General features: G+C 64.5%; 23 protein-coding genes and 2 pseudogenes. 14 read left to right on the forward strand and 11 right to left on the reverse strand.

The features are described 5' to 3' along the window. Nucleotides 1-110: 110 nt before the first annotated feature. The 4 genes and pseudogenes from ACS5Q1_RS34365 to ACS5Q1_RS34380 form a co-directional block, all read right to left on the reverse strand. A pseudogene (locus ACS5Q1_RS34365) lies at nt 111-620 on the reverse strand (IS6 family transposase); the annotation flags it as partial. A gap of 367 nt (nt 621-987) precedes the next feature. Next, the gene (locus ACS5Q1_RS34370) at nt 988-1,824 is read right to left on the reverse strand and encodes an LssY C-terminal domain-containing protein (protein WP_473102434.1); all 837 of its coding nucleotides are present in this window, start codon (nt 1,822-1,824) and stop codon (nt 988-990) included. A 28-nt stretch (nt 1,825-1,852) separates the two neighbouring features. Beyond that, nucleotides 1,853-2,119 (reverse strand): hypothetical protein, encoded by a 267-nt coding sequence (locus ACS5Q1_RS34375; protein WP_473102435.1) that lies wholly within the window; start codon nt 2,117-2,119, stop codon nt 1,853-1,855. A 143-nt stretch (nt 2,120-2,262) separates the two neighbouring features. Further along, nucleotides 2,263-4,263, reverse strand: coding sequence for a sensor histidine kinase (locus tag ACS5Q1_RS34380; RefSeq protein ID WP_473102436.1), 2,001 nt, complete (start codon nt 4,261-4,263; stop codon nt 2,263-2,265). Between the two features lie 501 nt (nt 4,264-4,764). On the opposite strand from ACS5Q1_RS34380, the gene ACS5Q1_RS34385 reads away from it, so the two are divergent. The 4 genes and pseudogenes from ACS5Q1_RS34385 to ACS5Q1_RS34400 all read left to right on the forward strand — a co-directional run bounded on the left by ACS5Q1_RS34385 (nt 4,765) and on the right by ACS5Q1_RS34400 (nt 6,977). Continuing rightward, the gene (locus ACS5Q1_RS34385; protein ID WP_473102437.1) at nt 4,765-5,166 is read left to right on the forward strand and encodes a helix-turn-helix domain-containing protein; all 402 of its coding nucleotides are present in this window, start codon (nt 4,765-4,767) and stop codon (nt 5,164-5,166) included. 75 nt (nt 5,167-5,241) lie between these two features. Next, nucleotides 5,242-5,685, forward strand: a pseudogene (locus ACS5Q1_RS34390) (LssY C-terminal domain-containing protein); the annotation flags it as partial. Nucleotides 5,686-5,886: 201 nt separating this feature from the next. Next, nucleotides 5,887-6,222: an LssY C-terminal domain-containing protein gene (locus ACS5Q1_RS34395; RefSeq protein WP_473102438.1), complete on the forward strand. Its 336-nt coding sequence runs from the start codon at nt 5,887-5,889 to the stop codon at nt 6,220-6,222. A gap of 386 nt (nt 6,223-6,608) precedes the next feature. Next, nucleotides 6,609-6,977, forward strand: coding sequence for a hypothetical protein (locus tag ACS5Q1_RS34400; RefSeq protein ID WP_473102439.1), 369 nt, complete (start codon nt 6,609-6,611; stop codon nt 6,975-6,977). 203 nt (nt 6,978-7,180) lie between these two features. On the opposite strand, the gene ACS5Q1_RS34405 is transcribed toward ACS5Q1_RS34400, so the two are convergent. After that, nucleotides 7,181-7,609 (reverse strand): hypothetical protein, encoded by a 429-nt coding sequence (locus tag ACS5Q1_RS34405; RefSeq protein ID WP_473102440.1) that lies wholly within the window; start codon nt 7,607-7,609, stop codon nt 7,181-7,183. Between the two features lie 513 nt (nt 7,610-8,122). Here ACS5Q1_RS34405 and ACS5Q1_RS34410 point away from each other — a divergent pair. Beyond that, nucleotides 8,123-9,028 carry a hypothetical protein gene (locus ACS5Q1_RS34410; protein ID WP_473102441.1) on the forward strand — a complete coding sequence of 302 codons (906 nt, stop codon included), beginning with the start codon at nt 8,123-8,125 and terminating at the stop codon, nt 9,026-9,028. Nucleotides 9,029-9,098: 70 nt separating this feature from the next. On the opposite strand, the gene ACS5Q1_RS34415 is transcribed toward ACS5Q1_RS34410, so the two are convergent. The 4 genes from ACS5Q1_RS34415 to ACS5Q1_RS34430 all read right to left on the reverse strand — a co-directional run bounded on the left by ACS5Q1_RS34415 (nt 9,099) and on the right by ACS5Q1_RS34430 (nt 13,359). Further along, nucleotides 9,099-9,431, reverse strand: coding sequence for a hypothetical protein (locus ACS5Q1_RS34415; protein ID WP_473102442.1), 333 nt, complete (start codon nt 9,429-9,431; stop codon nt 9,099-9,101). 77 nt (nt 9,432-9,508) lie between these two features. Continuing rightward, a complete protein-coding gene (locus ACS5Q1_RS34420; protein WP_473102443.1) occupies nt 9,509-10,738 on the reverse strand; it encodes an AraC family transcriptional regulator in 1,230 nt (409 codons plus the stop codon). Nucleotides 10,739-10,850: 112 nt separating this feature from the next. Then, nucleotides 10,851-11,483 (reverse strand): response regulator, encoded by a 633-nt coding sequence (locus ACS5Q1_RS34425; RefSeq protein ID WP_473102444.1) that lies wholly within the window; start codon nt 11,481-11,483, stop codon nt 10,851-10,853. Nucleotides 11,484-11,613: 130 nt separating this feature from the next. Then, nucleotides 11,614-13,359, reverse strand: coding sequence for a sensor histidine kinase (locus tag ACS5Q1_RS34430; RefSeq protein WP_473102445.1), 1,746 nt, complete (start codon nt 13,357-13,359; stop codon nt 11,614-11,616). Between the two features lie 493 nt (nt 13,360-13,852). Here ACS5Q1_RS34430 and ACS5Q1_RS34435 point away from each other — a divergent pair, with 493 nt between their 5' ends. From ACS5Q1_RS34435 to ACS5Q1_RS34475, 9 genes are all read left to right on the forward strand, one after another. After that, nucleotides 13,853-14,776, forward strand: coding sequence for a formylglycine-generating enzyme family protein (locus tag ACS5Q1_RS34435; RefSeq protein WP_473102455.1), 924 nt, complete (start codon nt 13,853-13,855; stop codon nt 14,774-14,776). Nucleotides 14,777-14,877: 101 nt separating this feature from the next. Further along, complete coding sequence (locus ACS5Q1_RS34440; protein ID WP_473102457.1) at nt 14,878-16,536, forward strand: arylsulfatase; 1,659 nt, start codon at nt 14,878-14,880, stop codon at nt 16,534-16,536. 162 nt (nt 16,537-16,698) lie between these two features. Next, on the forward strand, nt 16,699-17,076 hold the full coding sequence (locus ACS5Q1_RS34445) for an Ig-like domain-containing protein (RefSeq protein WP_473102446.1): 378 nt from the start codon (nt 16,699-16,701) through the stop codon (nt 17,074-17,076). A 154-nt stretch (nt 17,077-17,230) separates the two neighbouring features. After that, nucleotides 17,231-17,881: a hypothetical protein gene (locus tag ACS5Q1_RS34450; protein WP_473102448.1), complete on the forward strand. Its 651-nt coding sequence runs from the start codon at nt 17,231-17,233 to the stop codon at nt 17,879-17,881. Between the two features lie 198 nt (nt 17,882-18,079). After that, a complete protein-coding gene (locus ACS5Q1_RS34455) occupies nt 18,080-19,636 on the forward strand; it encodes an arylsulfatase (protein WP_473102458.1) in 1,557 nt (518 codons plus the stop codon). A 42-nt stretch (nt 19,637-19,678) separates the two neighbouring features. Next, on the forward strand, nt 19,679-19,963 hold the full coding sequence (locus ACS5Q1_RS34460) for a hypothetical protein (RefSeq protein ID WP_473102449.1): 285 nt from the start codon (nt 19,679-19,681) through the stop codon (nt 19,961-19,963). 49 nt (nt 19,964-20,012) lie between these two features. After that, nucleotides 20,013-21,008 carry an HAD family hydrolase gene (locus tag ACS5Q1_RS34465; protein ID WP_473102450.1) on the forward strand — a complete coding sequence of 332 codons (996 nt, stop codon included), beginning with the start codon at nt 20,013-20,015 and terminating at the stop codon, nt 21,006-21,008. Nucleotides 21,009-21,119: 111 nt separating this feature from the next. Then, on the forward strand, nt 21,120-21,896 hold the full coding sequence (locus ACS5Q1_RS34470; RefSeq protein ID WP_473102451.1) for a hypothetical protein: 777 nt from the start codon (nt 21,120-21,122) through the stop codon (nt 21,894-21,896). A gap of 105 nt (nt 21,897-22,001) precedes the next feature. Next, nucleotides 22,002-23,198, forward strand: coding sequence for an AI-2E family transporter (locus ACS5Q1_RS34475; RefSeq protein WP_473102452.1), 1,197 nt, complete (start codon nt 22,002-22,004; stop codon nt 23,196-23,198). A 164-nt stretch (nt 23,199-23,362) separates the two neighbouring features. On the opposite strand, the gene ACS5Q1_RS34480 is transcribed toward ACS5Q1_RS34475, so the two are convergent. Both ACS5Q1_RS34480 and ACS5Q1_RS34485 read right to left on the reverse strand, forming a co-directional pair. Further along, entirely contained in the window at nt 23,363-25,474 is a 2,112-nt protein-coding gene (locus ACS5Q1_RS34480; protein ID WP_473102453.1) for a sensor histidine kinase, read from the reverse strand. A gap of 159 nt (nt 25,475-25,633) precedes the next feature. Further along, nucleotides 25,634-26,125, reverse strand: coding sequence for a DUF5662 family protein (locus tag ACS5Q1_RS34485; protein ID WP_473102454.1), 492 nt, complete (start codon nt 26,123-26,125; stop codon nt 25,634-25,636). Nucleotides 26,126-26,644: the final 519 nt, after the last annotated feature.

Here is a 26,644-nt window from a genome sequence, read left to right on the forward strand (position 1 = left end):
CTTATCGAAGGCGACGTGACGGGCTTGCATCCCTGCACCCGCTCTTGGCCACGTGGTCACCCGTGCACGAGGAAAATAGCACGATCTGACAAAAAGAGCTTGTCGAAAACATCCGTGAGATATTGACTCTGCCTGATCCTGATCAGCTTCAGCTTGCACCCCGATCTGTCCTGGAGCCGGCTGATCGCGTCACAGGACAGGATCGCCTCCCGGTTGGTCTGACTGCCGTCAATCACGATCCGCTCAGGCCGGCCATGCCGCTTGAGTGCCTTGCTCAGAAACCGTTTGGCGGCAGCCAAATTGCGCCGCTCGCTGAACCAGAACTCCACCGTGTCGCCATGGCTGTCGACGGCCCGGTAGAGATACATCCATCGCCCGCGCACCTTGATATACGTCTCATCCACATGCCATTTGCGGCTGACGGGTCGCTTGCGCCGATTGAACCGCTCGAGAAGCTCAGGTGAGTACCGGACCACCCAGCGACCGACCGTAGCATGATCCACGGAGATGCCGCGCTCAGCCATCATCTCCTCGAGATTTCGGAGGCTGAGATTGTAAGCGAGATACCACCGCACGCACAGCAGGATGACCGATCGATCAAATTGCCTGCCCTTGAACATCTCGGGTCACCCTCTCTCACCAGCGCAAGCCATAGCCTGTGATAGGAAAGAAAGAGTTGCGACAGAGCCGTATGGTTGGGCACAAATGGCGACCCAGAGCAGAGGAAAGTCCGCTCGGGGTCTGGGTTGTGTAAAAACGCTGGCGCATAACTCGATGGAGCAATTCTGTGTCGTGCAAGCCCAGATCGGCCGGGGCCGCCACGACGCCTGGCAGAATCCTCTGTCAGGGGAGACGAGCACAGTTGTCATGCGGCGGTAATCCGCCGGAGCTCTCGGACGCTGGCTGCCGTGGGTTGGCGGAGATCATCAACGCCCGAGTCCGAACGTAGTCTTCACGAACCACCTTTTCGAAGCAGCGCGAGCCGTGTCAATTGGCCTGGACCACAAGGCTCGCCAACGTCACTCGTCCGTCGGTCGTGTAGTGGTTGACGCGTTCCGTGGCGAGGCATTGGCCGGCCTGGTACACCTTCACCGCCTCGATGGACCCGATGTTCTCCAGCTCAGCGATGATGAAGTCACGCTCGACATTCGTGTCCGAATCCGTGGCATGGGTGATCTGAAATGTGAGGCGGGTCAAGGACAGGCCTGTGTCTCTCGTGCCCGCCCCGACCCAGAGAGCGCGCTCGTCGTCCGGTGGTCGGTCGGTGTTCAGCCAGAAGCTGGCGGATCCCCCTGCCCAGGTCTCCTCGGCCCGCACCAGGCTCAGGGACCAAAACCTTATGTGATGGCGCTTCCGAGGGCTGTTGTCGATTGCCTTCTGGAACCCGACGTCTTGGCCGCGGCCGAACAGATAGAGCGTGCTGAACGGGGCGGTCGGATAGGGCGAGTTGAACACGAAGGCCCGGATCATGCCCCAGGAACTGGCCAGGCCGAGCCGGTCGGCCTCTGACCAGCCAAGAGCCGCGAAGGCCGCGCGAAGCTGCGGGAGCGTTCCCACGAGCGCCACGTTGACGGGATCACCCGGCAATCCATCGCCTGTTGTCGTGAAGCTGGGCACCCGTTTCCGGTGGAGAAGCTTGAGGCCCATGCGAATGATCCGCGGGAGGATGACATAGGCAGAGATTGCGTAAGTGAGCCCCACCGCCAGAATCCACGGCAGCCTTCGGTCCGCCGTGTCGAAGACCACGAAGACGATCAGCCAGACAGAGAAAATGCCCAGCCCTAGGATCACGAGGCGTTGCAGGAGGCGGTTCAGCACTCTCATGAGCCCAGCTCCGTCAGATCGCCGGTGCTCAGCAATCCGTGCAGATGCCCTTCATGACGTCGCGGTCGATCCGCTTGGCGCGTTGGTCCATCTGCTGGATCGCCTTCGCATCATTGGGCGAGAATTCCTTGTCCGGTGGTGGCACGGTATTGCTGTCGAGCATCCGATCAATCGCCGCTCCGGACGGGATTTGGATTTCCCCGGAGGGCGTGAACGGCCGATCCCTGTCCTGCGCCAGAGCGGGACCTGCGGTGATCAACGAACCGAGGGTAACGAGCCACAGATAACGCTGCATCGAGATAACTCCCGAATGAGGATGCCAGCCCCGTCCTGGACTGCCGCCGGCCATGAGTCCAAATCCCAAGGCAGGATATACCTCCCGGCCGCCAGAACCACCTGGGCAAAACCCTGAAACTGCCGGGGGCAGACCCTGAAACGTCAGGAGAGAATCCCGCCTGAAGAAGGCCAATGTGCTGTTTCACGGATTCGAGGAGATCGGTCTGAACCGCCAACTCGGCTACGTCTCGCCGGCCGATCTGGTCGAGCGCCCTCCCGACTTCTGCTGGACCAGCGTCTCGCCACGCCTGAAGGGGACCATTGCGTACCTGAACGTGACGGCGGAGGGCCGGCAGTGAATCGCCCACCTTCACAGCCATGTATTCTGCGCCGAGAACGCCTTCGCTTTGATGGGTCGCCGCGATAGATCCATGTCGCAAGCGGCCGATATGGGGCCGCGATACCGACGCGCGGCCCCCGGGAGCCATGGAAAGGCGTGGAATTCCGAACCCTGCGCGGATTGTGGCGTAGTCTCCTCCTCCAGCGCGCTCGATGTTGGAGGGCTTGGAAGCGGTGTGACAGCGCGGAGCTCGAGGATTTCCCCACCGCGATCGCGTCTGCCATGCACGAGCACCGCACAAGATTTTCGAGCGGCACCATCAGTCGGATGACCAGCCCCTCAGGCGCCCATTCATGGTCGATCCCGCCACCGAGCTGTTCGGTCGAGCTCCGGACCGCCATCACGCTGCCGAATCCCAGCCGCTGTGGCGGACCGGCAACCGTCGGGCCGCCACTCTCACTCCACGTGATCCGGTAGCTGCCTTCCGATCGCCGGCCCTCGATCCGGATGCGGCCGATGTCGGTCGAAAGGGCGCCATACTTCACGGCATTGGTGGCTTGCTCGTGGATGATGAGGGCAAGAGCCGTGGCGGCATTGCCTCCGATCAGCGCATCGTCCCCGGAGATGTCAAATCGGTCAGGGAGACTGCTGGCATAGGGCGTCAGCAGTTTGGCCACGAGAGCCTGGAACGTATGGCCGCTGGATCCAGCGAGGCCTTGAGGACCGGCATGATCATGCGCACTTGCGAGAGCGTTGATGCGCTGTTGGAACTCCTTGGCGAACGGCGTGGCGGCCGGATGCCGGCGGGCCGTCAATGATGCCAGGCCCCCGACGACCGTGAAGACGTTCTTGATGCGGTGGGACAGCTCACGGGTCAGCAGCTCCCGTGCTTCCTCGGCCTGCTTGCGCTCGTGAATGTCGAGGGCGATGCCGACCCACTGGACGACCTCGCCATTCGCGTCATAGACGGGGCTCGCACGGACGACGAACCAGCGGTAGGCCCCGTCGCCGAACCACCGGAATGGAATCTCAACCTCGAATGCGGTGAGCGAGGCAAGCGCACGATGCCATCGGGTGACGATGCCATCGCGGTGATCCGGATGGATGACGTTTGCCCAGCCGCCGTTGCGCGTCTGCTGAAGCGAGAGACCCGAGAACGCGTGCCAGAACGGATTGCAGTAGGTCACCTGACCGTCGGCCCCGCAGAACCAGACCACCTGCGGGCTGAGCTCGACGAGCGTACGGAACCGCCGTTCGCTCTCGCGCAGGGCCTGATCGGACAGATGGCGCTCGATGACGAGCGCGGCCGTATGGGTGACATGGGCGATCACCTCGAGATCGTCGACCGTTGGGCTCCGCGGCTCGCGGTAGTAGTTGCCGAAGGTCCCGAGGAGCCGTCCGTCCGCTCCCCTGATCGGGATCGACCAGCACGCGCGCAAGCCGTGGGCCAGCGGCAGCTCCGCAACCGCACCCCACAGCGGGTCGGCCGCGATATCGGTCACGAAGACCGCCTCCCCACGGTGCGCGGCAGTCCCGCACGACCCGACGCCCTCGCCGATCTCCACGCCGTGGATCGCGTCATTGTAGGCGGCCGGCAGGTTGGGGGCAGCGCCGTGCAATAGGTGCCGGCCCTGCTTGTCGAGCAGGAGTATGGACCCGAGCAGTTCGCCGTTGGCTTCGGTCTCGACCGCGAGCACCAGCTCTTCGAGAACCTTCGCGATCGGAACGCCTGCGGCGACCTGGCCCAAGACCCTCCTTTCGCTTTCGAGGAGCCTGAGGATCTTACTGTCCGGTGCGCTCCGGTGACCGGTGTGAATGGGCATTGCTTCTCCCCTTGCATCCCTTGTTCCGACCGCACAGCCCGCACGACAGGGACGGACGTTGCGGCCGAGGACGCCCTTCAATGACGCGCGCTGATCCGCCCACTCTCCCGCTTGACCGTTCACGACGTGTGCTTGGCAGATCGGGACACCGGATGACCGATGGAGCCATCCGACGGCCGGAGCTTAGGTGCCGGCTCAAGGATCAAGGTGAGATGGGATGTGAAACCTTCCCACCCTTCGGTGGACCGATGTTGAGGGCGCCCCATGGCAAGCCTCGCTTGTCAGGATCCCGAACCCCTGAAGCCCACGTTCGCGAAGTGCGGCCGTCGCAGCCGATTGTCCTGATCTGTCAACGGAGAGTCACGATCGATCAAGCAGACGGGCATGACGCGGCTATGATGGGAAATTTCATGGCGGTGCAAGCCAAGTCGGCCCGCATGGGAACCGGACGGGGCTTATAATGAGGGACACTTTGGTTGTCATCGATCTCGGCCGACGGCGATGACCTCAAAACGCGGCGTGGAAACCGAGCGACGGTTCGACAGCCATCCGAGCCACCTCAGCGAGGATCTGCGCCGGGTGCTCCGGACCGAGCTGCTGAAGGGGCCTTGTACCTTGAGAGAGATCGCCCGTCTGCTCTCGAAGCACCCGCGCACCTTGAGCCGGCACTTGGCGCACGAGGGCGTCTCATTCCAGCAGGTTGCCGACGAGATCCGGTTTGCGATCGCCCGTGACCTGCTGGCCAACACCGACATCGCCCTAGACCAGATCTCGATCATGCTGAGGTTCTCGGAGCCGAGCGCCTTCACGCGGGCCTTCCGGCGCTGGTCCGGACAGTCTCCCTTGGCCTGGCGGGCGAGCCATCGACGGAACCGGCGGCTCCCGAAAGCGAAGCCCGAATGAGGACGAGGTTGTCATGGTCCATCAAGCTCCGTTCGCGATCCAGGTCAGGATAGTGTCCATCCCGGAGGACGTGTGATGATCAGGTCCCATCATGGAACAACCCAGGTCGCCTCCCGGATCCGCAAGGGCTTGTTCATCGCAGCCATCGTGCTCAGCGGCTATGCCCTGCTGGCCTACGTGGCGCTGCCATCGGCGTGGACCCACTACGAGCACCAGCGCGGGCTCGCAGGCCGGCCCATGGTGACGCACACGAAGCAGGGCATTCCTGGTGGTCCACTCAATGTCGGCCTTGTCGGATCGCACGAGGATGTCGTTCGCGCCATGCACGCGGCCGGTTGGTTCCCGGCCGACCCGATCACGCTGCGAAGCAGTCTCGGGATCATCGACAGCGTGCTTCTCCACCGGCCCGACCACGATGCGCCGGTGAGCCCCCTCTTCTATCAGGGGCGGCGGGAGGACCTGGCTTTCGAGAAGCCCGTTGGATCGAGTGCCGACCAGCGCCATCATGTCCGGTTCTGGAAGAGGCTGTGTGAAAACTCGAACCAAGCTGATTGAGACGAATTATTCGTACAAGTTCGCGCCTCTGTACCGAGGAATTCCCGGTCTGTAAGGGCTTATGAGACATGAAGTTGCTCCAAAGAGTGACCCGCCAGCGTTTTCACACACCCTCGGAAAGTCCTGGACAGCGGTGATGAGGATCGACCGGTCTGGCTCGGATCGGTGACGTTCGATCGCGGCGTTGGTCTGAGCCGGTACACCGGTCAGATCACCCATCACATCGCACCGGATATCGGCGCCGAGCGCGATGGCCTGATCAATGATCTCGTTCGGGCCGGGATGGTCACGACGCGCTACCAGGTCTCCGGGATCGGCCCGACGCTGAACGGCCGCAACGGGGAAGGAGATCCCTACTACACCGACGGCGAGATCTGGATGGCCGTCCACGTGACGGCTGGAGAAAAACGGACGCAGCCTCCGACCGAGCTGGCCGGCCCAGTGCTCGTCACGGCAAAGGACGGGATCTGGAATGCGGTTGCCAGCACGCTGCGGAACTGATCGAAAATCGCGTTGGAAACCCTGCTTGTCCCAAGACGTCCAGAGGCTGTCTTCATCGGTCAAGCAGCCTTCTGCCAATCAGGCATGATCAGCTTCGGGAGGTCCTTCCCGCTCTTTCCTTTATCCCTTTGTTGAGGCCTCCCGTAAAACTCGGCCCCGTTCGGAAGCGACCGGACGGGGCCCTTTTCGCAACCGACGGCACCAATGGCGTTCTCGCAGGCGTGCCGGAAACAAGCGTGGGTTTGCCGTGCAACGGTTTCAGGCAAGGTACCATCTTAAGCGTGGCAATCGGCTGACACCTGCATGAGCAGAGACAACCGACTACCACGAAGAAGCCTGCAACGGGGGCTCCCGCGAGACCATGCTCGTGTTGAGGAGGACTGCCGATGCGTTACACATCCATCACATCCATCATCGTCATGACTGCCGCCGTCGCGTCCTTGGCCATTCCCCAGGACGCTGAGGCTCAGAGCCGCCGACGCCAAACCCTTGGACAGGGCGGTCCCCTGGTCCTGCGGGTGACGCCCCGCAGCTTCCTGGACCCGGGCCCGGTGGTTCCCGTTGGATCCATCAATCGGGGCATCAGCGGCTATGGGCAAACGCAGGCCTATCTTCTGAGCCCGCCATACGCGCCAAATGGAGAGCGCTTTGGCACGGGGGTGTTGCCCGACCCGATCACCAACGGGCCTTTTGTCGGATCGCGCAATCCATTCGGACCGATCGATTACGTCGCCCCGCGCGGCTTGGCACGCTGAAGAGCGCCAGGGACGGCGGCGTCTCGCCTGTTTGCTCGGGCAACAGATGTTCCATGAGAGCTGGTGAAGTGCTGAGGACGCTGTGGTTGTGTAACCCAGCGTCCTCAGGTCAACGGAATACGCAGCCGATCACGGTATCAGCCATCGTCACCAACGATGGATCGCCACGCGGCGCGTGCCCATGTCAGGACCATGATGGCCGATCATCGGGCGCACTCCACGGGAACCCGGGCCTCGGTGCCCTCGACGAGGACGGTCCGGCACGGCACGCCATTGATGATCTGGACTTCATGGGGAGCCGCGTAAGGGAAAAGGGAATTAGGCGTGCCCGAAAGAGGTCGGCCCGCCATCACACGGCCACCTCCGCCCTCGACCCGGATGCTCCCCGTGGAACTCGGCTCGAACGTCCCCGTCGCGACCCGACCGGCACACTCCACAGGCACGCGGATGTTGCTGCCCTCGACGAGAACGGTCCGGCACGGCACGCCGTTGATGATCTGGACCTCGTTCGGAGCCGCATAGGGGAAGAGCGAGCTGGGCGTGCCCTGAATGGGATTCGGCTGCGCCTGCACGGTCGCGATCCCTGTGAACGTCACAAGCCCGATTCCGGTGATGATCGCAACTGTCCTCATGGAAGCCTCCTCTCCGCAAAGTGCGATGGCTGCGACATGCACGAGGCGCTGCGGATCCACCCGTGCTCTCCGATGTCGATGAACACATCCTGGTCGGGGAAACTGCAATGAAGGCTGCCCACGTCGCGTCCGGCTGACCCGGAGGCATCGCAGATCCCAGCCATGTGCGCAGCAAACATCATAGGCTGATCCGGTCGCCCTGCTTGATCAAGTGGGCCATTCGCTTACCAAATGTGGACATCGGTGCTGCATCGGAACCAAGTGAACCGGAATGACACCAGCTTTTCGTGCGAACGACGCCACCCATAAACTTCGCTCAAGCCGCCGCAATAGGCCGTAATAGAAGGATTTACGTATTTCGTGCTCTGATCGACATACCTGCAAAGCTGCATTCAAGGACAGACATCCGAGCTCTACTCATGGTTGACGATCGATACCTTGACCTGGACCGAAACCTCGGCTGCTATAAGCCTGCTGGCGGAGCCCGGGATCAGCAATCCAAAAGAGGGAGCGATGCGTTACCTTCTACAATGGTTGTCATGTGGCCTCCTGATTCCGGTGGGCCTCCTCGTCGGAGGCGCAAGCAACGCCCTCGCCGCAGACTTAGGGGCTCCTGCTCCTGCTCCACCGCCTGTGATCGAGGCTCCCACCGTGCCGGGGTGGACCTTCCGCTTCGTGCCCTATGGCTGGCTCACCGCTTTGGACGGCACCCAGACCGTGCGCGGACGCTCCGTCAAGGTCGATGCCAGCTTCATCGACATCGTCGAGCATAGCGACACGCTCGTGGCGCTGATGGGTGACTTCGAGGCCCGCAACGGCCCGCTTGCCCTCTTCACCGATTTGGTCTGGAGCAAGATTGGGTTCGAGGGCGGCGATGTCCGCACCCGCGCCCTGGCGCCGGGCATCACGGGAACGTTCGGCGCCTCGCTCAAGCTCGACATCGAGATGGCCATCGCCGAGGTCGGCGCCGCCTATGAGGTCGCCCGCTCCGGCCCGGTTGCTTTCGATATCCTCGGTGGCGCCCGCTACTGGTACCAGGAGGCGGACCTGTCGTTCGCCATCGCGGGCACGGTCGACATCGGCGACCTCCAGGTCGCAGGGGCTCGAGCCTTCGCCCGCTCCGGTTCCGTCGACTGGCTCGATCCGGTGATCGGCGCACGGGTGCGCTACACCGTAGCGCCGGGTCATGAGCTCCTCCTGCGCGGCGACATCGGCGGCTTTGGCGTTGGCAGCGATTTCTCCTGGCAGGCGATCGGCGCCTACGGCTTCGAGCTCGGCACCTACCAGGGCATCACCTTCTCGGGCGTGATCGGCTATCGGGCGCTCTATGTCGACTATGTCCAGGGCGAGGGCCGGCAGCGCTACGAGTTCGACATGCTCCAGCACGGACCCGTGCTCGGCATCAGTGCCCAGTTCTGAACGATGCTGTCCTGGTCGACGAGAATGACTCGCGTAGACCGCGCATCACCAAACGTTCGCCTGCGCATTTTCACTGGCTTAAGCAGGCGGGACTGGCGAACAAAGTGGCGTTGACTTGCGTGATGCGGCAACGCGCCGACGATACCGGCAGAATGATCGTGATGATATTGGCCGAAGGGCCAAGCGGTGGAGCAAGCCCGATCGGATCGAAGGCATTCCTCGGCTCGTAGGTTGAACCGACGAGATACAACGGGACCTGACGATAGGAACTGCGCGGTGTCACTCTCAGGACAAGAGGAGCACTCTGCCCAACCTGTCGATCACGGGGTTGAGCATCAGCGTGCACAGGAATGATCACGGGTGCGACAGCGGTCAGGGCAACGAAAGCAGATGAGCAACGCATGAGCTGTTCTCCTCAATGCCTATTCAGGGGCGAAGGGAATCTGCTCCGTGTGTCGACGAACAGTGGTCATCCTGCCGTCAGGGAGTGCCGGCCCTTGCACCTGTCAATCCGAGCAGCGATGAAGGCCATTCCCGGGCTTTCCCCTCAGTGATCCGCCGCCTCTTCCGATCGCAGGATCGCGCAACGGGAGGGACAGGTTGGGCCAGATTGTGTTCCATGCGCCAAGCCGCCGGGGACTGCCCCGACCAGCGCCGGAAGGCCCGCGTGAAGGCGCTCGCCTCGGAGTACCCTAAGGCCGCCGCAATCTCGCTGAGCGGGATCCTGGTCTGGCTCAACAACTGGCGCGCGATCTCGAACCGCGTCTCGTCGACGAGGCTCTGGAAGCCGGCACCCTCGGCTTGCAGATGCCGGCTCAAGGTGCGGCGATGAATGGCAAAGCGATCCGCAACCGCCGTGGCCGAGCACCGGTTCGTCAGGATCTCGGTTCGCAGCATGCGGCGCAGGTTCTCCTTCCAGTCGCCCGCCCCGGCGGCCTCGAGCTCCCGGACATGGGCCTCGAACACCTGGCGGAAGATCGGGTTCGCGTCCGCGATCCGGTGGTCAAGCCAACGGGTCGGAAAGACCAGGGCGGCGGTATCCTGATCGAAGCGCACGGGCGCCCGGAAGACGCGCCGATAAGTCCCCGGATCGGCCGGCAGGCGGCGCGGCAGCAGCACCTCGTCCGGCACCCAGTTCGGTCCACACAGCGTCCGCAGGACATTCGTCGCCACCGCCATGGCGCAGTCCGAGATCTGCTCGGGGCTCTCGACACCCGGCTCGTAGATCGCATAGCCCAGGACCACCATGTCCCCGTCGACCGACAGCGTGGGAGCGGCGCCACGGTCGTGCAAATGCAGGTGTCTGACAAGGGCCGACAGGGCCTCGCCCACCGTCGGCGAGTGTTGCAGGAGGCCTCCGATCGGGCCGAGGGACGAGAGCGTTCCCCGCCGCCCGACGAGAAGACCGAAGTGCGGACAGTGCGTGTGTGCGACACAGGCCGTGAGCAGGCGGCCCAGCGCCGCATAGGGAATGATGTTGTTCTCGTCCTCGAAGAGCTTCGGATCGACACCGGCGTGACGGATCACCTCGCTGGGATCCGCCTCGAACTCGCGCAGGAGGGGACCGACCTCCCTGGCGACGCCGATGCGGATCACGCCTTTCGCCACCGCCTGCCGGGAGGCTCCATGCGCAGGCAGATCCGTGCCCAGGCAGCCGCGATCTGCCTGATCCGGTGGTCGGATCAACGCAAGTTTGGTCGGCAGTCTCATGGCTGCCTCCTGCCGACGAGGGTCATCCCTGCCTTGTCCTCGATCAGGGACCGGAATCCGTCGCCGGCTTGGAACCGCGCGATGCCGAGGGTGTCATGATCGAGGGTCATGATCAGGCCTCCACGAGCCCGTTGCGGATCGCGTACCGGATGAGTGCGGCCGTCGTGTCGAGGTTGAGCTTGCGCAGCGCCAGGGCGCGATGGGTCTCGACGGTCTTGGTGCCGATGCTGAGGAGGTCGGCGATCTGCTTGTTGGTCTTGCCCTCGGCGATCAGTTGCACCACGGCCTTTTCGCGCGAGCTCAGCGCCGACGCGTCCGCAGCCCCCTTGGACAGGTAGGTCTCGAGCAGGGCCTCGGACACCTTGCCGGTGAAGAACGGCTTGTGGGCGACCAGGCACTCCACCGCCGAGACCAGGAACTGGCGGGCGTCGGACTTGAGCAGGAAGCCGCGGGCCCCGGCCTCCAGGACATCGCGGATCAGGCTGTCGGTGTCGTGCATGGTGAAGATCAGCACCTCGACGCCCGGCACGCGCGCCCGGATCTGGCGGGTCGCCTCGACCCCGTTCACCAGCGGCAGGCCGTAGTCGAGGATGACGATGCCGGGCCGGGTGGCCAGGGCCTGGTCGATGGCCTGCTTGCCGTCCCGCGCCTCGCCGACCACCTCCCAACCCTCGTGCCCTTCCAGGATGGTCCGCACGCCGGAGCGGACCACGTCGTGATCGTCGGCGATCAGGATGCGCGTCATCGCGAACCTTCCTTCCACGACCCGGTGTCAGACGCTCCGGAAAGCCCAGGTCCAGAGGTAGGATACACCCCTCGGTCATCTGCCTCACTGGTGCGATACCCTGAAACTGATGGAGGCAGACCCTGAATCTTCAGGAAGAGATCTCGCCGTCCGCCTCGGACGGGTCGGACCGCCACATCATTCGCAGGCGGCCGGCCCGTTGCGGCGCTCGTCCGACCCAGGTGATTGGAATCATCGCGACGACGCAGGTGCCGCCCCGACCCGTCCGGATCTTCAGGCTGCCGCCGAACTGCTCCAGGCGCGCCCGCATGCCTGTCACACCGACGCCGAGCCGGATCGGTCCATCCGGTCGGACCGAGCCTCCTATCCCATGCCCGTTGTCGCGGATGCGGATCACCAGCCGTCCGGACAGGATCCGGGCCGTGACCGACACATGCGAGGCATCGGCATGCCGATGCACGTTGGTGAGCGCCTCCTGCACCACGCGCAGGATCGCCCGCTGGAGCTCCGGCGACAGGTCATCGAGTTCCTCCGGAACCCGGATCCGGGCGACGAGGCCCGTCCGCCCCGCAAAGCCCTCCGCGAAGTCCCGCAAGGTGGCCTGGAGGCCGTCGTGCGCCAGGTTCGGCGGATGCAGCAGATAAGTGAAGATGCGCAACTCCCGCAACGCCTCGGTCAGCAGGCCCTCGACCTCCGTCAGGGACTGGCGGCCTGCGGGGTTCTCTCGGACCTGTGCCTCGAGACCAGCCAGTCCGAGGTTTGCCGCCACCAGGTGCTGCGCCGTCGAATCGTGCAGTTCGCGGGCGATGCGTTGCCGCTCTTCTTCCTGAAGCGCAAGCAACTGGCTCGACAGCTCGCTGACCTGTTTCTTCGCGCCGGTGACCTGATCGGACAGCGTTCGGAGCGGCTGCTCGACCTGGCGGGCCGTGAACCAGGCGGCCATCCCCCCGGCAAGCAGGAGGAGAGATGCAGGTCCGGCCATCCGCCACAAAGCGGCCGTGACGGGTGCATTGAGATCGGCCAGCGGCACCGTGACCACACTCGTCCAGTTCGTCGCGCCCGAACGGCGGAAGGTGACGAGGACCGGGATCCCACGGTCATCAATAGCCTCGACGGCTCCCGTGATCGTGCTGGCCGGACCCGCGTCAGCGACGCGCGTGGCCAGTGCTGCGGGCGCTGGTAGGTCGGATCCTTTGTGGCCGTCCCTGTCGGCCACGATCGGCTGGAACTTGCGGTCGTACAGTCCCTTCGCCCAGGCGACCGGCAGCGTCTGGTCATCGAGGATCGCGCCCAGCCGCGCCTCCGTCAGAATGATCGTAAGGTGGCCGCTCATCCGGCCATTCGGATCGTCGAGCCGAAGGCTGAGGGCCACGATGATGCTGCCCTTCAGGGGAGCCAGCATCCGGCCGGAGACGGACCACCTCCGATCCCGGATCCGGTCGAGCTGCTCCTGATGGTTCGGGAAGTCGACATGCCTCGGCAACGATGATCCGAATGGACGCAAGGTGTTGGCGGTCTGCCGCTCAAGATCGTTCAGGACCAGCCAGGAGCCTTCCGGAACGGGGGTTGCCTTGAGCTGGTCGTAGAAGGCCTTGGTATCGCCCGAGAGGAGCGCTGGGGACTTGGACAGTCCCTTGAGGAGGTAATTGACTGCGGCGACCTCCTGATCGAACCCGAAGGAGAGCGCCTTGGCAGCCTCCAGGGCACGATGCTCGATCGCGTGTCGCTCGTCTGCCGCGCGGGACAGCAGCAGGGCCGCGGCGACGACGCATGCCGCAACCGTGATGACCATGAAGGTCAAGGCGATCCGCCGCCGCAAACGGGGCGGCATGCCCGAGAAAGATCGCGCAACCACCGGGACGGTGCCATGGCTCATGACGGCGGTCTCCGGCCGCAAAGGCGACGCAACGGGACCGGGGTCGCGACGAGCCCTCGTCCGATACCATAGGTTAAACCCTGAACGGGCTCGCTGTCGACCGGGATCAGCATGGACACGCCGGCCGGCAGACAGTCCCCATACCGCCGGGCCTCGGCTGAAGATGTCAGCGGGCCGCAAATCAGGGTCTGCCTCCAGCGATTTCAGGATTGACCCCAATAGACCCTCGGCCGCGAACGGGACGACACTGTCGACATGCGAGGACGGGAGCAACGGTTCTTGCGGTTGTCCTCATCGGTCAAGTGGATGTCTCGCGTGGTCAAGCAGGCTCCGACAACTCGTCTACGATTCGTGCCTACGGGGAGGCGTTGGGCTTTTCCGCCAGCACGTCACGCTAGCAGCGCACACCCCTTCGAGGACGGATGCCATGACTGATGCGAACCTAGTTGAGCGGACGGACGAGACCATCGACGTTCCGCCGGAACGCAGCGGCATGATCCGGATTGCCGGCGGCACGTTCCGCATGGGCTCGGACCAGCACTATCCCGAGGAAGCGCCGGTTCATCGCGTCACCGTCGACGCGTTCTGGATCGACCGGACGCCGATCACCAACCGGCAGTTTCGCGACTTCGTCCGCGCCACCGGTCACGTCACGGTCGCGGAGATCGCGCCCGATCCGAAGGACTATCCCGGCGCCCTGCCGCACCTGCTCCATGCCGGCTCGCTCGTGTTCAGCCCGCCGGACTATCCGGTCGATCTCCATCACTTCAGCCAATGGTGGGCGTTCAAGCCCAGGGTGAACTGGCGCCGTCCCTATGGCCCGGGCTCGTCCATCAGGGGCCTGGACGAGCATCCGGTGGTGCATGTCGCCTATGCCGACGCGGCGGCCTATGCCCGCTGGGCCGGCAAGGACCTGCCAACCGAGGCCGAATGGGAATTCGCGGCGCGCGGTGGACGGGACCAGGCGGAGTTTGCCTGGGGCGACGAGCTCACACCGGACGGACGCCAGATGGCCAACACCTGGCAGGGCGCCTTTCCATTCCAGAACACGCGTCTCGACGGCTTCGAGCGCACCTCGCCCGTCACCGCCTTCCCGCCCAACGGCTACGGCCTCTACGACATGATCGGCAATGTCTGGGAATGGACCAGCGACTTCTACACGCCGAAACACCCGGCCGATGCCCCGAAGGCCTGCTGCATTCCCGAGAACCCCCGCGGCGGCCGGGAGGACCAGAGCTACGCGCCCTGCGAGCCCGGGATCCGAATTCCACGCCGGGTGCTGAAGGGCGGCTCACATCTGTGCGCGCCCAACTACTGCCGCCGCTACCGTCCGGCAGCGCGTCACCCGCAGCCGGTCGACACCTCGACGAGCCACGTCGGCTTCCGCTGCATCATCAGAGAGAGGAAGATCCCATGACCAGTGATCGTGCGTCCTCACAAACCACCGACAGATCGCGCTTCCGACACATGCGAGCCAAAGCTGCCCTGATCGGGGCGACGGCCCTGGTCTCGGCGACGATGGCGGCTCCGGCCATCGCGCAGGCGCCGCAGCAGAAGCCCAACATCCTGTTCATCATGGGTGACGACATCGGCTGGATGCAGCCGCGCATCTATCACCGCGGCCTGATGGTCGGTGAAACGCCCAACATCGACCGGATCGGTCGCGAAGGCGCTATGTTCACCGACTATGTCGCCATGCAAAGCTGCACCTCAGGCCGCAATGCCTTCTTCACCGGGATGTACCCTTTGCGCACGGGCATGATCCCGCCGCAACTGCCGGGCAGCCCGTCCTACCTGCGGCCCGGCACGCCGGCACTCGCGAAGTTCCTGCTCGACCTCGGCTACAACACCGGCGAGTTCGGCAAGAACCACCTGGGTGACCACACCGCCTCGCTGCCGACGGCACACGGCTTCCAGGAGTATTGGGGCTACCTCTACCACCTCGACGCCATGCAGGGCGTGAGCTTCCCCGACATCAACAAGACGGCGACGCAGCAGACCGTCGCACCGCCGTGCCGCAACACGCCGATTCCGGGCATTCCGGACGTAGCCGGTGCCGTCGATCCCAGGACCACGACCTGCCTCACGCCGCCGCGCAATGTCCTGTCCTGCAAATCCTCCGATGGCACCGAGCGCAACCAGATGTGCAGCGACGAGGGGCCCCTGACGCTGGAGCGTTCGGAGACGGTCGACGAGGAAATCTCGGCCAAGGTCGTCGACTTCCTCGACCGCAACGACCCGAAGAAGACCAACAAGCCGTTCTTCGCCTGGTACAACCCGGCCCGCATGCATGTCGTGACCGTGCTGCCTCCGCAGTATGAGGCGATGGTGGGCGAGCGCGGCGGCAAGGACTGGGGCGTCAACGAAGCCGGCATGAAGCAGCTCGACGACAACATCGGCGTCGTCCTCAAGAAGCTCGAGGACATGGGCCAGCTCGATAACACCATCGTTGTATTCACCACCGACAACGGCGCCGAGGCGATCAGCTTCCCGGACGGCGGCGTCACCCCGTTCAAGGGCCAGAAGGGTGAGGCTTGGGAGGGCGGCTACCGCGCGCCGATGGTCATCCGCTGGCCGGGGGTGATCCAGCCGGGCACGGTGAACAACGAGCTCTTCGCCGCCCTCGACTGGCTGCCGACGCTGGTCAACATCGCCGGCGGTCCCAAGGGCGACGGACTGAAGCAGCAGATCGAGGCCGGTACGTATCCAGGGATCGTCAAGACGACGCTCGACGGCTTCGACCAGCGCGATCTCCTCGAAGGCAAATCAGCGAAGTCGGCACGCGACCACTTCTACTACTTCTCGGGCTCGACACCGTCCGCGGTGCGCTACAAGAACTGGAAGATGTACTACACCATGTCGCAGCCTGGACCGGCCGGCTGGATCCTGCCTCTCATTCCGTTCCACTTCACGCTGGTCCAGAACGTCAAGCGCGATCCGTTTGAGCAGTCCGTCGGCATCGACCAGAAGTCCGCCATGAGCATGGGCGGGGCCCTGGGTGCCCCGGCGACCGCCTTCCAGTACGACTGGAACATGCTGCCGATCGGCCAGCAGTTGTGGCTGCGGCACCTCGAGTCCTACGAGAAGTTCCCGCCGCTGCAAGCGCCCGAAACCTATAATCTCAGCGGGATCCTGGAGCAGGTCAAAAAGGCCAATGCCAGCCACGGAAGCGAGTAGCAGCCTTTCCAGCGCGGGATGTAGCGTCGGCCGGCACCCCTCAGCCAGGTGCCGCCCGAACGCAAGCCAGGAAGACCCGCAGGTCGCACATCAAGAAAACCTGCGGGATTCGACAGGGGCTGACATCGATCACACCCAGAGGACTATCGAGAGGAGACTGTCATGAAGAAGTCATTGTCGATCGTGGTGCTCCCGTTGGCATTCCTGTCCGTCGGCCCGGCCCTTGCCCAGGCTCCCCAGAGCATGTGCAACATCGCCGGCAATCGGGCCATCATGGGAGCCAACATGGAGGGCGCCTTCGATGTTCAGGCCGGGCAGGGATGCATGTCCGACATCAGCCCGCAAGGCACGCTTGCCAGCTCGGAGATCAGCCAGCGGCCGCAACACGGGACCGTGAGGCTGGTCGACAAGGACACCTGGACCTATGAGCCCGCTGCGGGTTACCGCGGTCCCGACGCCTTCGCGATCACCGCAAAGGGGCAAAGCATCGATGAGAAGCCTGGCACGTCCGTGCTCAGCTACAGGGTGAATGTGAAGTAGCAGCGAATGCCGCGTGAGCCACTCACGCGGATCCGATGGGAGGCGCCGGGATCGCTGGGTCTCGGCGTCCACCGTCCTCACGCACTCGCCTCGATGACGACGGTTTGGTGCAGGGGTGCCGAAGAAATCCGACTGGACGAGAGGAGTTTCCGCCATGCTCAGCAAGCCATTCGCATGCTTTATCCTGATAACCAGTGGCCTCTGCGCGACAGGAGGTGCGGTGCTGGCGCAGGACGCAGGCGCCAGGCCGCCAATGCTCCTGACGAAAGCCATCGGTCGGGTCACGCCCACGGGTCCGGTCCCGTCGCTTGCCGTGCTCAACGCGGCCGGCGCGAAACTGGAAGGCAACAAGCTGACCTTGACCGGCGTGTCACCGAATTCGATCGTGTTCGCCGATCGGCCCGTGCGGGCGGCCGGTCATGTGGCCACGCAGCAGTTCATCATGCAATGGGACGAGGGCAAGAATAACTTCGCCGTGGATCCGCCCAACGCCACCGTGTCGGTTCTGGGCGGTGACGGCTCGAAGGTCAGCGACGCCGTGGTGACCCTGAAGACACCGAAGCTCGAGGGCGGCAACCTCACCTTCGACGTCGCGGTGCTGGAAGGCAATCTGACCGGGGCGAGCGGACCGGCGGCGCTGTTCATCGATGACTTTGGCCGCTACTGGCACGCCCCTGCCTATCATGGCGCCTGGTACGGGCGATCGGGGGTCTCCAATGCAAGTGCGGCCTATGCGGCCGAGAATTCGGCCGTCATTCCGAACGTGTGCGGCTACTACCCGTACTCGCCCTGCGGCAACGAATGAGGGTCTTCGCGCCGACGCAGGATCCGGCAAGCCACACACCCGGCCGGGTCCTCGATCGGATCGATAAAGCGCGACCGGCCGGGCGCGCGGAGTGAACTGCCACAAGCATGCGGGAACCCGTTCGCCCACCTAAACCCTTGAGGTGCGAGGACTGAAAACATGAGAACCAGTGGAAAGACCTCGGCCGGCCTAGTCACGATGTTCGTCTCCGTGATCGCGCTCGGCATGCCGGCTGCCGCGCAGCCGCAGAAGCCCAACATTGTCGTGATCATGGCCGATGACATCGGCTACTGGAACATCAGCGCCTACAACCGCGGCATGATGGGCTACCGCACGCCCAACATCGACCGCATCGCCAACGAAGGCGCCATCTTCACCGACTATTATGGCCAGCAATCCTGCACCGCCGGCCGTGCCGCGTTCATCACCGGGCAGAGCCCATTGCGAACAGGGCTCCTGAAAGTGGGCTTGCCGGCCGCCAAGGAGGGCCTGTCGGAGAAAGATCCGACGCTTGCCGACCTGCTCAAGCCACTCGGCTATGCGACGGGCCAGTTCGGCAAGAATCATCTCGGCGACCGCAACGAGTTCCTGCCGACGGTGCACGGCTTCGACGAGTTCTTCGGCAATCTCTATCACCTGAACGCCGAGGATGAGCCCGAGCATCCGGACTATCCGAAGAATCCTGCCTTCAAAGCGCAGTTCGGCCCGCGCGGCGTTCTGAGGTGCGTCGCCACGGCCGCCGACACGCCGGGCGATGATCCGCGGTTCGGCCCGTGGGGCAAACAGAAATGCGACGACACCGGCCCGCTCACCAAGAAGCGCATGGAAACCATCGATGAGGAGTTCCTCGCGGCCTCGCTCGACTTCGTCGATCGCGCCAACCGGGATCAAAAGCCGTTCTTCCTGTGGTTCAATCCGAGCCGCATGCACATCTGGACACGTCTCAAGCCCGAGTCGCAGGGGAAGACCGGACTCGGGATCTATCCGGACGGCATGACGGAACATGACGGGCAGGTCGGCCAGCTCCTGAAAAAGCTCGACGATCTCGGCATCGCCAACAACACCATCGTGATCTACACCACCGACAACGGCGCCGAGACGTTCTCGTGGCCGGACGGCGGCACGACACCGTTCCGCGGCGAGAAGAACACGAACTGGGAAGGCGGCTACCGCGTCCCGGCGATGATCCGATGGCCCGGCCAGGTGCCGCCGCGGACCGAGATCAACGATATCGTCTCCGCCGAAGATTGGACGACGACGCTGGTAGCAGCGGCTGGCGAGCCGGACATCAACGCCAAGCTCCTGCAAGGCTACGAGGCCGCGGGCAAGACCTTCCGAGTCCACCTGGATGGCTACGACCAGCGCGACCTGCTCGCCCGCAAAGGCCCGAACAAGCGCCGCGAGTTCTTCTACTGGACCGACGACGGCAACCTCGCAGGCCTTCGCTATGAGCAGTGGAAGGCAGTCTTCCTGGAACAGAAGGCGGAAGGGTTCGACGTGTGGCAGCAGCCGATGATGGAGCTGCGCCTGCCGATGCTGTTCAACCTGCGCTCCGATCCGTTCGAGCGGGCGCAGCATGAGTCCGGCGATTACGTCAGGTGGTTCGTCGAGCACGCCTTCGTGCTCGTGCCGGCGCAGGCGCTCGTCGGGCAACATCTGGTGAGCTTCCAGCAGTTCCCACCACGCCAGAGGCCCGGTTCGTTCTCGGTCGAGCAGGCGATGGAGAAGCTCAGGAGCCCGCCATCCAGCAACTAGTTTCGATGAACGGCCCTTTCGGGTCCAGAGGAGGCAACGGTGATGAGACGCGCATTGACATTCCTTGCACTTGCCGTCGCTGCCACGGCAGCGACGGCCCAGGTCGGACCGCCGACGTCGCAGCGCACCTGCGGGGCCAACCGCCAGCTCGTTCTGCGGGACGGCGCCGTCGTCCTCGATACGGGGCCCATGACCTACGCCCGCTTCGTCAAGAATGGCTCCGAATGTCTGGTCGGCCAGTTCCCCGAGCCGGCATGGATTCCCAGCTCGAACAATCCGCAATGCTTCATCGGCTACCGCTGCAAGGACGGGTCCGACGACTTTTGAGTTTGGTTTGCGTCAGCCGATTGAACGACTGTTCCAACGGGAGGCACACATGCGCACTCGCCTGTCCTGGCTTGGCACCCTGGCCCTGCTCGCAACCTGGATCCCGGTTGCCCTCGCCCAGACCGACCCGCTGCCGTCGTGGAACGACGGTCCGTCGAAGCAGGCGATCATCGCTTTCGTAACCGACGTCACCCGCGAGGGGTCCCCCGACTACGTTCCGCCAGCGGAGCGGGTCGCCACCTTCGACAACGACGGCACGCTGTGGATCGAGCAGCCGATCTACGTCCAGTTCGCCTTTGCGCTGGATCGGGTCAAGGCGCTGGCGCCGCAGCATCCGGAGTGGAAGGACACGCAGCCCTTCAAGGCCGTGCTCGAAGGCGACATGGCGGCGCTGGCCGCCGCAGGCGAGAAGGGAGCCGTCGAGATCGTCGCCGCGACGCATGCGGGCATGACGCCGGCGCAGTTCATCGGGATGGTGAAGACCTGGCTCGCGACCGCCAAGCACCCCCGCTTCGACCGCCCCTACACCGAGCTCGTGTACCAGCCCATGCTGGAGGTCCTGGCCTACATGCGCGCCAACGGCTTCAAGACCTTCATCGTCTCGGGCGGCGGCATCGAGTTCATCCGGGCCTTCGCCGAGACGAGCTACGGCATTCCGCCCGATCAGGTCGTGGGCTCAAGTATCGTCACCAAGTTCGAGCGTCGCGACGGGCTGCCGACCCTGTTCCGCCTGCCCCAGGTGAACTTCGTCGACGACGGCCCTGGCAAGCCGGTCGGGATCAATCAGCACATCGGCCTCCGGCCGATCGCCGCCTTCGGGAACTCGGACGGCGATCTCGAGATGCTGCAATGGACCACCGAGGCGGGCGGACGTCGCCTGGGTGTGGTGGTGCATCACACCGATGCGGAGCGTGAATACGCCTACGACCGCCAGTCGAAGGTCGGCCACCTCGACAAGGCGCTCGATGCGGCGGCGGTGGATCGCTGGACCGTGATCGACATGAAGCGGGACTGGAAGATCATCTTCCCGATCGAGAAGCGCTGATCCGGTGCCGCCGCGGCTGACCACCCTGTCAGGTCACCCGCTCATGGAGGCGACGTCCTGGTCGTGTGGGGACGCCGACATAGTCAGAGATGCAAAAAGGGAGCTTACGCCATGCATACCAAGCAATTCGCCTGTGTTGTTCTGTTCATCGGCGGAATGAGCCCGGCCGCCACCGGCGTCCTCGCGCAGGAGGCGACCGGAAGATCGCAACTGCCCCTTGCCAAGGCCATCGGTCGGGTCACGCCCACAGGTCCGGTGCCCTCGCTCGCCGTCCTCAACGCGGCGGGCGCGAAGCTGGAGGGCGGCAAGCTGACCTTGACCGGCGTGTCGCCGAGTTCGATCGTGTTCGCCGACCGTCCGGTGCGCGCAGCCGGTCACGTGATGACCGAGCAGTTCATCATGCAGTGGGACGAAGGCAAGGACAACTTCGCCCAAGATCCACCCAACGCCACCGTGTCCGTTCTCGGCGGCGATGGCTCCAAGGTCAGCGACGCCGTGGTGACGCTGAAAGCGCCGAAGCTCGAAGGCGGGAACCTGACCTTCGACGTTGTGGTGCTGGAAGGGAACTTGGCCGGATCGAGTGGACCGGCTGCGCTGTTCATCGACCATTTCGCTGCCTTCGGCGGCGGCTTCCATGCAGGTGGGTTTGGCGGGTTCCGCGCCGGTGGCTTCGATGCCGCGCGCTTTGGCGGATACCGCGGCGGCGCGTGGGCTGGTGGCCGCTATTGGCATGCCCCTGTCTATCGTGGTGCCTGGTATGGGGCAGGTGCCACGGCGGCCGGCATTGCCGCCGGGACCGCTATGGGAGCGGCCGAGGCGGCGAACCCTGGCCTTGGATACGGCGACGACGGCCAGTGCGGCTATTACCCTTATGGGCCGTGCTACTGAATGGACCGAGCCCACGATGGTGTCGACTTGAGGCGCGGCGGGAAGGTCATCATTCCCGTCGCGCCCTGATGGAGTACGCAACGAAGTCCGCCCGGGAGGGCCGCAATGACGATTGCCCGCCCCACCGTTTTTTGGATCACGATCGCCGTCATCGCCCTGGTGATGTTGGTGCTGTTGCGTGAGATCCTGCTGCCGTTCGCGATCGGCATGGCGCTCGCCTATCTGCTCGTCCCGGCCGTCGACAGGCTGGAGCGGATCGGGATCAACCGAGGACTGGCCGCCCTGATCCTCATCCTGCTTCTGGCCGTGAGCTTTGTCGGCTTGATGCTGGTGATGCTCCCGGCCCTTCTCGGCGAACTGCGGTTCTTCATTGACGAGTTCCCCCGCTATGTCACGCGGGTCCAGTCTCTCGCCGCCGACACGGGCCGCCCTTGGCTGCATAAGATCATGGGCCAGGAACTCCGGATCGAGGAATCGGTCACCCATACGGTGGCCGCGGCGGGCAGTGCCTGGCTCGATGCCCTCGTCCGCTCGGCATGGTCGGGCGGGAAAGCCTTGCTCTCCCTCCTCGCGCTACTGGTCGTGGTCCCGATTGTCAGCATCTACCTGCTGGCGGACTGGGACCGGATGATCGGGACAATCGACGGCTGGGTCCCGGCCCAACACCGCGAGGACGTCCGTGCCGTTGGGCGGGAAATCCATAACACGGTGGCCGGCTTCGTGCGCGGGCAGATCGTCATCTGCCTGATCCTGGCGGTGTTCTACGCAGGGGCCCTGCGGCTGACTGGGCTCAACCATGCCATCCTGATCGGCCTCACGGCTGGCCTGATCAGCTTTGTCCCCTATCTGGGGCTCGGCGTCGGCGGCGTCGTCGCAGCATGCGTCGCGATCGCCCAGTTCTGGCCCGACTGGACGCCCCTGGCCGTCGTGGCCGGCATCTTCCTGCTCGGCGAAACCCTTGCTGACTATGTGCTGTCGCCGCGGATCATCGGCACCCGCGTCAAGCTCAACCCGGTCTGGCTGATGTTCGCGCTGTTCGCCTTCGGGTATTTGTTCGGCTTCGTGGGCCTGCTGGTCGCGATCCCGCTTGCCGCGTCGCTGGGCGTGATCCTGCGGTTCGCGATGAGGAAGTCCCTGGCGGGGCCGAATAGCGTACCAGTGCCAGCCGCATCGGGCGTACCCGCTCCAAAGCCGGGGGCGCCCGGACGAGGAGAGATCGGTCAACCTGCGGAGGAGGCTCCCAGCCCGGCGCATCATGAAGCAGTGATTGCTCGTCCAGGGATACAGCCTGAAGTATCCTGAGACACGACTATCACCTAGGCTCGCCTGCGTTGCCAGAGCCGATTGGAAGGTCCGTTCAGGTCAGAGTGGGATGAAGAACGGAGCCGATGAAGGTCCCCTTACAGGCAGGACGCAGAACTTGGGATGAGGTCGGGCTCGTGCCCCTATCTGACCGCCGCGTAATTTTAGCCTTCCAATCCTATGTCATCGCCGTGATCACGCAGGGACGTCCCGCCGGATGTGTCGGCCGCGGCGTCAGCGGGATCGGGAACCGGAAACGCCGCACGAATACCAGTCCCTGCTTCCCCCGAGCGGATCCGAAGCATCCCTCCAAGCTGGCGTGCGCGCGCAGCCATGCTGGCCAGTCCGAGACCGCCGGCTGACCGCCTGCCCCCGCCGGACCGGATGCCGCCGACCCCGTTGTCGACGACAGACAGCACGACACAGCCGGCCCGTCGTACCAGCCGCACGCGGGCGCAGGTGGCCCGCGCATGCTTGTGCACGTTGGTCAGCGCCTCCTGGAGAATGCGGAACAACGCCAGTTGCGTCGGGTATGAAATCCCACCGAGAGCGTCCGGCAGCCGGAGGTCGACGTCCAGTCCGGTCCGGCGCGCGAAGCCGTCGACGTACGGCCGTACCGCGGCGGCAAGTCCGATATCAGCCAGCTCGGGTGGATGCATCAGGTACGACATGACGCGGATCTCGGTCTGCGCCGTGCCGATGAGATCGCCGATCTCGGCGATGACCCTCGCAAGGGAACCCCGGACGGCGGAGTCGCCCTCGAGCGCCGCGACCAGCAGCGATGCCCCGGCAAGGGACTGGGCGGTGGAATCGTGCAGTTCCCGGGCGATCCGCTGCCGCTCCTCATCCTCGGCACGAAGGAGACGCTCGACAAGGCTGCGCACCTCGGCCTCGGCCTGCGTGCGGTCTGTGATGTCGCGGGCGGATCCGACCAGTCGGACGATTCTGCCGGTCTCATCCCGGACCGGGGCGAGCACGACCTCCCAGTCGCGGGCGCCGCAGGCGAAGGCCAGCCGCTCCTCATAGTGGATGGGGGTTCCCGCCGCGACGCAGCGCCGGAAATGGGCCACCCAGCGGGCCGCCATATCCGGCGCGACTAGGTCATGCGGCTCCTTGCCGTACGCGAACGCCCGCGAGATCCCCGATGCCCGTTCCGAAACCGGGTTGTTCGCCTCGAACGTGAACCGCCCGTCACGCGTGACCCCGACGACGAACAGGTTCTCGTCGGTGCTCTCCCAGAACGCAGTGTGCAAGCTGGCCAGTTCGGCCTTCTCCCGTCGGGCCGCGGCGGCGGCGGTCTCGAGTTCGCGGATGGGCCTTTCGATCCGGCGCGAGGTCCGGAGGACCGCGACGAGACCGGCGACCATGAGCAACGCCACGCCGGCAGATGCCGTCATGGCCCTGGCCGGCGTGGCGTTCAGGAGGTCGAGCGGCACCGCGGCGGTGGCCACCCAGCCCACGGTCGTCCGGCAGTAGGCCAGCAGGGTCGGGGTGCCATCCTCGCCGATGGCTTCCAGGATACCCTCTTCCGCCGGATCGATCCGGGACCACAAGCCAGAGTCGGACCGACGGCCGACGTATTCCGGCCCTTCCCGGCTGCGCGCGATGGTCACGCCCTGGCGATCGTACAGGATCCCGAGCCATCCCGGCGGAAGGGGCTTCCCGGAAAAGACCTTGGCGAGCGTTCCCGACGGGATCGGCATGCCGAGGATCAGATCTGTGCGTCCCCCGGTGACGACTGGCACCCCGACGCGGATCACGGGCCGGGACGTTCTGGTGGCGGGAACCACGTCGCTCACCTGAGGAGAGCCGGCCCGGACGGCGGCCTGGCAGCGCTCGCCACAGGCCAGGCGTCGCGGCGGTTCCTCGCCTTCCCCGAGGGAGCTCGCCAGGGGCGTTCCGTCAATGGTCAGCAGGACGATCCAGCTACCCTCGGGCCGCGGCGTTGCGATCAACTGCCGCTCGAAGCCGGCAAAGTCCCGCGCGCCCAGGGCCGGCGACGTGGACAACCCGTCAAGGAGCGCCCAGGCGGCGACGATCTCGCGATCCGCCGCGTGTGCGGCCGCGCGCGCGATGGCAAGGGCTTCCGCAGCGACATGGCTGCGATACTGGTGGATCAGGTAGGCGGCCACGATCGCCGCGGCTGCGACGCAGCCGAGGATCAGAGCACAGGCCAACCGCGCGATCGGGCTGCGGATGTTGATATCGGCCGGGCGCCGAGACCCTCGCCCGGCAGTTCCGGCTTCGATCGGGCCAGATCCTGACATATTGCCCATGACCGGTCCCCTGGGAGCACAGGCATGCAGAGGCTGTAGGCGAACCCGAGTGTACGGCATCGCGCATTCGTGTCGATCTCTTTTCAGCCAATCGGATTCTATCGTGCGGTTGCCGCAACTAAGCGCATCGTGCTTGAAAAGTGGACCTAGTGGATAAAATCATACAGAAGAGTCCGACTTCGGCTCATCTGGATGCCGCTCAGGCCAGCGGGCAAGGGTGTTCGCAAGGATGGCAGCCAGTTGGTCCTGAATGTTGAAAAGCTCGACGTTGTAGGCAAGCTTCACCCCATCCTGCGGGTTCCGTTTCGCTGCGGCCATCCAATCACAGACCATCTCGACCAGATCGAACAGGTCCATGCCCGCAATGCCTTGTGGGCCATAGTGCTCCGGATGATGGGAGTTGCAGCGGTAATGATGGTCGAAAGCCGGTGCGAGACGCTCTAACACCTTGGCGTATTCGGGCGTGCCATAGGAGACGCCTTGCAGGAGTGGAATGGCTTCGTCGAAGGCGGGCTTTTCCGCTGGATCGAACTTGCTGGCGTCATGGATACGACCGCGCTTCAGCATCTCGGTGACAAAGGTATCGATATAGGCACGGACCTCAAGGATGTGGTCCAAGATGTCGGCGCGGCTGTCGAAGGTGTCAGCCATAGCGATGCCCTCACAATGGGGTGCAGCATAGGGTGCAGCGCCATCGTAGTGAGTATCTAACGTGGGTACCAAGTGTCAGATTCTATCCACTAGGATTTCGCTATCACGGACTTTTCAGTTCGCTGGCGCGGACCTGCGGTTCGCCTCGAACGATGCGCTGCCTGAAGAAGGGAGCATCGGATGGATCCCAACAGTGGACCCGTCGGATGCTCTAGGACGTTCCTTGCCCGTCAGGAGCATCCGGTATTCCCTGCGAGGCTGTGTGAAAACTCGAACCAAGCTGATTTGACATGCTCGTGCACGGACCCGTGCTCGGCATTAGCGCCAGGTTCTGACCAGTGGCGGGTTGCCCGCACCGGAAACCCGGCATGATGTGGAATGCGGAAGGTCTGGATTGGGTCCAGCCTGTGTGGAAACGCTTTGATCTGCTAAGCTGATCGTGGTCGGCGGAGGTCGCGATGAAGCGTTTCGTTGAGGGTGAGGACCGTCGGCAGGCGACCCTGCTTCCTGATTGCCTGG

The sequence above is a fragment of the Microvirga sp. GN3 genome (assembly GCF_055792825.1).